Source organism: Candidatus Propionivibrio aalborgensis (assembly GCF_900089945.1).
Lineage (GTDB): Bacteria > Pseudomonadota > Gammaproteobacteria > Burkholderiales > Rhodocyclaceae > Propionivibrio > Propionivibrio aalborgensis.
Genome location: NZ_FLQY01000048.1, coordinates 1 through 4,174, shown reverse-complemented (window position 1 = coordinate 4,174; position 4,174 = coordinate 1). Strand labels below are relative to the sequence as shown.

Below are 4,174 nucleotides of genomic sequence, written 5' to 3'. Positions count from 1 at the left end.
ACAAATGCTATACGCATATTGTATCGCACGCGATGAATCGTGGCGAGTTTTTCAACAGAATCGTCACATACCTGCCATTGAACCAACCCGGCCTTGAAAGGCCGGAATGGGTCGAACAGCGACAGCCGGTTTGATTCAATAAGAGCACCTCGTCAATTGATATCACTTCTTTGCAGCGCTCAATTCGAGCGCAAGTTCCAGAATAGTGATCGCCAAGAAATATGGCGTGTAAGTCAAACATGAGGATCGAAATTCCATCCTGGTCACGGCAGGGTTACAGCGCCCAAGGATTCAAGATTTGCGGGTAGCGCTCGAAATCCTGCACGTTGCGGGTGACCACGGTGAGGCCGTGGCGCTGGGCAGTCGCCATGATCAGGCCGTCCATGACCGGCAGTGCCTGCCCCGCCAGTTCGGCGCTTGCAGCCAACTGCGCCCACACGTGCAAGGTGGCGGTATCGAGCGGCAGGATGCGCCCGGCGAAGCGTTGCTCCACCTTGCCCAGCCAGGCGGTGAGTTTCTGGCTGCGGCGCGGTTCGCTGGCGCTCAGTTTGAGGATGCCTTTCTCGATCTCGCCCAGAGCGATGACGCTGATGAACAGACTGGTTTCGTCCTGCTCATCCAGCCAGGCGATCACGTTTGGCGCAGGAGTTTTCCTGGCGTATTCGGAAATAGCGCAGGTATCGAGCAACCAGCTCATAGCTCGACGCTTCGTCCGCTATCGCGGTTACGGGAAATATTCAGGTCTTCCGCGGCAAGGTCGGGGCGCAGCAGTGCACTGGAAAGTCTGCCGCGGCGGCGCGTGAGCCGAACGTATTCTTCCGCCGAGACAACCACTGCTGTTGGCTTGCCATGGACGGTTACCGTTTGCGCGTCGCCGCTCGCGGCCCGTTTGATGAGGGCGCTGAAATTGCCCTTCGCTTCTTGCAGTTGCCATTCGCCGTGCATGATATGCTCCGATGATTCTGGTCAGAATGGTCAGAATCTAACATGGTGATCTCTGATTCGCCAAGTCTGACTTCATCGCAGCTATCATTTCGATCAAGAGGAGAAATTTTGAAGGGGTTTGGAGCCATGACTGCTCAAGTTTTCGGCTGCTGTTGACCGATGCGTCGCCGTGACTTTCTAGCCAGCCTGGCCGCCGCCGGGCTGGCTTCCGGGATGGCCAATCTTGCCGGATGCGGCAGCCCGGCCAAGCCGCCCAAGCCACCGCTACCGCCGGGCGACCTGCTCGGCCCATCCCTGGAACTCGGGCACCGGCTGCGCAAGCCGGATTTTCCGCCGCCCTCCGAGACGCGGCGTATTCCGGTCGTCATCGTCGGCGCAGGAATCGGCGGTTTGTCGGCCGGGTGGAAACTGGCCAAGGCGGGGTTCAACGAGTTCTTGATGGTCGAGCTGGAGGCCGAAGCGGGAGGAAATTCTCGTTCCGGCCGCAATGAAGTTAGCGCCTACCCACTGGCAGCACACTACCTGCCGCTACCGACTCGGGAGGCGACCGCAGTTCGCGAATTGCTGGCCGAGCTTGGTGTTCTCCAAGGCGATCCGCGTGCCGCCCGGCCACGCTATGACGAACGTTACCTCTGCGCCACGCCGCAGGAGAGGTTGTACCGCAACGGCTGGTGGCAGGAAGGAATCTTGCCGCACATCGGCGTGAGCGCGGCCGAGAAGGACCAGTACCGGCGTTTCTTCGCGCTGATGGACGGCTACAAGCAGCGGCGCGATGGCGGCAAGCGTGCATTTGCCTTGCCCATGGCGCTTTCCGGTCAGGCGCCGGATCTGCTGGCGCTCGACCGGCTCAGCATGCGCGACTGGTTGCTGGCGCAGGGGCTCGATTCGCCGCAACTGCACTGGTACGTCGACTATGCCTGCCGCGACGATTACGGAACCAGCCATGCCGAAGCCTCGGCCTGGGCAGGCATCCACTACTTTGCCTGCCGCAACGGCGAAGCGCAGGACGCCGCGAGCGATACCGTGCTGACCACGCCGGGCGGCAATGGCTGGCTGGCGCAAGGCATGGCGCAGAGCATTCGCGCGCGCGCCGGCGATCGCCTGCTGACCGGTGCGCTGGTATTCCGCGTCGCGGAATCGGGAGGAGGCATGCAGGTCGATCTGTGGCTGCCCGCCGAACAGCGCACGCTGCGGCTGGAAGCGGAACAACTGATCTGGGCGGCGCCGCTCTTTCTGGTGCCTCATGTCTTTGTCGGGCACGACGAATTGAAGGCCGCTGCCCGAAGCTACAGCCATGCGCCCTGGCTGGTCGCCAACCTGACGCTTTCGCGCTTTCCCGAGGGTAGAGCGGGAGTACCCATCGCTTGGGACAACGTGCTTTACGACAGCCCCGGCCTCGGCTATGTGGTGGCGACACACCAGCAGATGCGGATGCGCCCCGGCGCCACGGTGTTCACCTACTACCGCGCATTGAACGGCATGACGCCACAACACGGACGGACGGCCTTGCTCGAAACTCCGCGCGAAGTCTGGGCCGAGCAGATCCTGGCCGAGTTGGAGCGGCCGCACCCCGACATTCGGCAGGTGACGACGCGCCTTGATGTCTTCCGCAACGGACACGCCATGGTGCGCCCGCTGCCAGGGCTGATTTGGGGCAAGGCGCGCCAGCTCTTTGCTGCCGATGACCCGCGTCTGTGTTTTGCCCATGCCGACGTGAGCGGCTTCTCGCTGTTCGAGGAAGCGCAGTATCGCGGCGTGCTGGCGGCCGAAAGAACGCTGCGCCGTTTCGGCATAGCGTTCCAGACGTCGTTACGCTGAGCGCGAGTAAATAAGATAATGCCGGAATGAACGGACTACACCTCATCGCCGAACTGCACGACTGCAAATGCGCGCCGCGCCTGCTGCGCAGCGTTGATGCCCTGCGCGAACTGTGCTTGACGATCTGTGCGGCGCCGGGCCTGACGCCCGTCGGACAGGTTTTTCATCAGTTCGGCAGCGCCAAGGCTCCGGCTGGAGCGACCGGAGCGGTAATTCTTGCCGAGTCCCATCTCGCCGTTCACACATGGCCTGAATTGAACGCCGTAACGCTCGATCTCTACGTCTGTAATTTCAGTCAGGACAACAGTGTTGCCGCGCGTTCGGCCTGTGCGCGGTTGATCGACGCTTTCATTCCGGAACGGGTTGAGCAGCGGGAAATCGTGCGCGGGTCATGCCCGAAATAGTGCTTGCTTCGGCCTCAGGCCATTCGGTTACGCGCCGATGGAGACGCATCGTTTCACTGCTATAGTTCGTGCTGATGCCCGTCGCGGATATCTTCACCCGCCGTGTCAAATCCTGGACGCTTAATCTACGGGAGCCGCCGTCATGATCGACCATACCGGAGTCACCGTCAGTAATTTCCAGACCAGCAAACTGTTCTACGCGAAAGCCCTTGCACCGCTCGGATACGCCGCGCTGATGGAAGTATCCGCCGCACAGACAGGGCGTGGCGATGCGGCGGGCTTCGGAGTGCCTCCCAAGCCGGACTTCTGGATTGAAAGTGGCACCCCCAATGCCCCACCAGTCCATGTCGCATTTCGCGTCTCAAGCTGCGAGCTGGTCGACGCGTTCCATGCGGCTGCACTTGCCGCCGGGGGTCGCGATAACGGCCCTCCGGGCTTGCGGCCCCACTACCATGCAAACTACTACGGCGCCTTCGTGCTTGACCCGGACGGCCACAACATCGAGGCCGTCTGCCATGTTCCCGAATAGTCCCGCGAGGCCCGCGCACCCGATCACACTCCGGACGGACGGCCTCCCTGCCGGGTTCTGAGTCAACGCACGAGAAAGCACGGGCATGTTTACGATCTACGGGCTAAGTGGCCCCATCTTTCAAGGCACACTTGAAGAACTCGGCCGAATGCCACCGGTCATGGCTCGCGACCCGGTCACACCGGCACGTCGTGTCGGCGATCAGGTCGAGGCCGGCATTGCTCCGAAAACTGGCGTCGCCGCTACAGAAGGCTTGAGCAGGTCTGCCGTGGAGGCATATCAGGCGATGATGCCGCAGAACCTTGAGCGCGGCCCGCTTTACCACGCCCAGCAAATCATGCAGCGAAAACTCATCATCGTGAATTCCAGAGACAACGTGACGCACGCCTGGCGCACCCTGGTCGACCACCAGATCCATCAGGCGCCGGTTATCGATGACAGTTATCGCCTGGTTGGCATCGTCAGCGAACGAAATCTG

The 4,174-nt window shown here is 61.6% G+C and carries 6 protein-coding genes; 4 read left to right on the top strand and 2 right to left on the bottom strand.

Annotated features, from left to right (window positions below):
* Nucleotides 1–274: 274 nt before the first annotated feature.
* Nucleotides 275–697, bottom strand: coding sequence for a type II toxin-antitoxin system VapC family toxin (locus PROAA_RS03670; protein WP_186410037.1), 423 nt, complete (start codon nucleotides 695–697; stop codon nucleotides 275–277).
* Complete coding sequence (locus tag PROAA_RS03665; RefSeq protein WP_186410036.1) at nucleotides 694–945, bottom strand: type II toxin-antitoxin system Phd/YefM family antitoxin; 252 nt, start codon at nucleotides 943–945, stop codon at nucleotides 694–696. The genes PROAA_RS03670 and PROAA_RS03665 overlap by 4 nt, the downstream gene beginning before the upstream one ends.
* A 159-nt stretch (nucleotides 946–1,104) precedes the next feature.
* Here PROAA_RS03665 and PROAA_RS03660 point away from each other — a divergent pair, with 159 nt between their 5' ends.
* The 4 genes from PROAA_RS03660 to PROAA_RS03645 all read left to right on the top strand — a co-directional run.
* The gene (locus PROAA_RS03660; protein ID WP_186410035.1) at nucleotides 1,105–2,763 is read left to right on the top strand and encodes an NAD(P)-binding protein; all 1,659 of its coding nucleotides are present in this window, start codon (nucleotides 1,105–1,107) and stop codon (nucleotides 2,761–2,763) included.
* A gap of 26 nt (nucleotides 2,764–2,789) precedes the next feature.
* On the top strand, nucleotides 2,790–3,167 hold the full coding sequence (gene speD, locus PROAA_RS03655; RefSeq protein WP_186410034.1) for an adenosylmethionine decarboxylase: 378 nt from the start codon (nucleotides 2,790–2,792) through the stop codon (nucleotides 3,165–3,167).
* A gap of 142 nt (nucleotides 3,168–3,309) precedes the next feature.
* A complete protein-coding gene (locus PROAA_RS03650; RefSeq protein ID WP_186410033.1) occupies nucleotides 3,310–3,696 on the top strand; it encodes a VOC family protein in 387 nt (128 codons plus the stop codon).
* 85 nt (nucleotides 3,697–3,781) lie between these two features.
* Nucleotides 3,782–4,174, top strand: a 393-nt coding sequence (locus PROAA_RS03645) for a CBS domain-containing protein (protein ID WP_186410032.1), incomplete at its 3' end; no start/stop codon positions are given.